The sequence below is a fragment of the Vibrio sp. 1562 genome (assembly GCF_033340155.1).
Taxonomy (GTDB): domain Bacteria; phylum Pseudomonadota; class Gammaproteobacteria; order Enterobacterales; family Vibrionaceae; genus Vibrio; species Vibrio alginolyticus.
This window is the reverse complement of record NZ_JAWOVY010000080.1, coordinates 1-1,355: the sequence shown is the minus strand read 5'-3', so window position 1 is coordinate 1,355 and position 1,355 is coordinate 1. Positions and strand designations below refer to the sequence as shown.

The following is a 1,355-nucleotide window of genomic DNA, read 5'->3' as shown; positions in this document are numbered from 1 at the left end:
CCATCCACGTTATCCACATCGCTGAAAGCGGTATTCAGATTGATGCTGTATGGGGTGAAATCTTCCGCCAAGGTTTGGTCTGCAATGCTACTTTCAACCATAGGCGTGTCGTTCACCGCATTCACGGTGACGTTGACCGTTGCTTGGTCAGTCAGTGCACCATCAGTAATCGTGTAAGTAATTTCAGCGTCACCATGGAAGTTCTCAGCCGGTGTGAAGACCAGTTTTCCATCAATAATTTCGACAGAACCTTGGTCACTCGGCACAGACGCCGAGTCAATACGTAATGTATCACCATCGATGTCAGTATCGTTTGGCAAGACATCAATTGTCACTGGCGTGTCTTCGTCAGTAACAGCGGTATCATCTTTTGCCACTGGCGCGTCATTGACTGGTGTGACATCGACGTTCACCGTGGTGGACTCCGATACCCCACCCGAGGTAACGATGTAGGTGAAGCTGTCTGCCCCGTGGTAGTTGTCGTTTGGCGTGTAAGTGACGCTGCCATCCGGGTTGACCGAGACCGTGCCGTTAGCTGGACCGTTGTTGGTATCCAGCGACACCACTTTGTCGTCGCCTTCGAACGTGTCGTTACCCAAGACCTTGATGACGGTCGGCGTGTCTTCCACGACCGTTGCTTTATCTGCCACGATGTCCGCCACAGGCGCAACTGTGAAGTTCACCGTTTGGCTAACGCTTTCACCGCTTGGATCGGTAGCAGTAAAGGTCAATGCTTCTGAGCCGTTCCAGTCTGCCGTTGGGCTAATGGTCGCGATGCCATTTTCTATTGAGACATAGACATTACTGTTACCTGAGAAGCTAAACGTTAACTCACCATCGGCGTTATCCACATCACTGAAGGCCGTATTCAGATCGATGCTGTATGGCGTAAAGTCTTCCGCCAAGGTTTGATCTGCAATGTTGCTTTCAACCACAGGCGTGTCGTTCACCGCATTCACGGTGACGTTGACCGTCGCTTGGTCAGTCAGCGAACCATCGGTGATGGTGTAAGTGATTTCGGCATCACCATGGAAGTTCTCAGCCGGTGTGAACACCAGTTTGCCATCAACAATCTCAACTGTCCCTTGGTCACTCGGCACAGACGCCGAGTCAATACGTAATGTATCACCATCGATGTCAGTATCGTTTGGCAGGACATCAATTGTCACTGGCGTGTCTTCGTCAGTAATGGCCGTGTCATCGTTTGCCACTGGCGCATCGTTGACTGGTGTGACATCGACGTTCACCGTGGTGGACTCTGATACCCCACCCGACGTAACGATGTAGGTGAAGCTGTCTGTACCGTGGTAGTTGTCATTCGGCGTGTAGGTCACGCTGCCATCCGGGTTGACCGA

General features: G+C 51.7%; 1 protein-coding gene. It reads right to left on the bottom strand.

Annotation, left to right across the window (positions count from 1 at the left end):
- Positions 1-1,355 (bottom strand): tandem-95 repeat protein (locus tag R7Z49_RS23280; protein WP_318112104.1); only part of this gene is annotated, 1,355 nt, incomplete at both ends.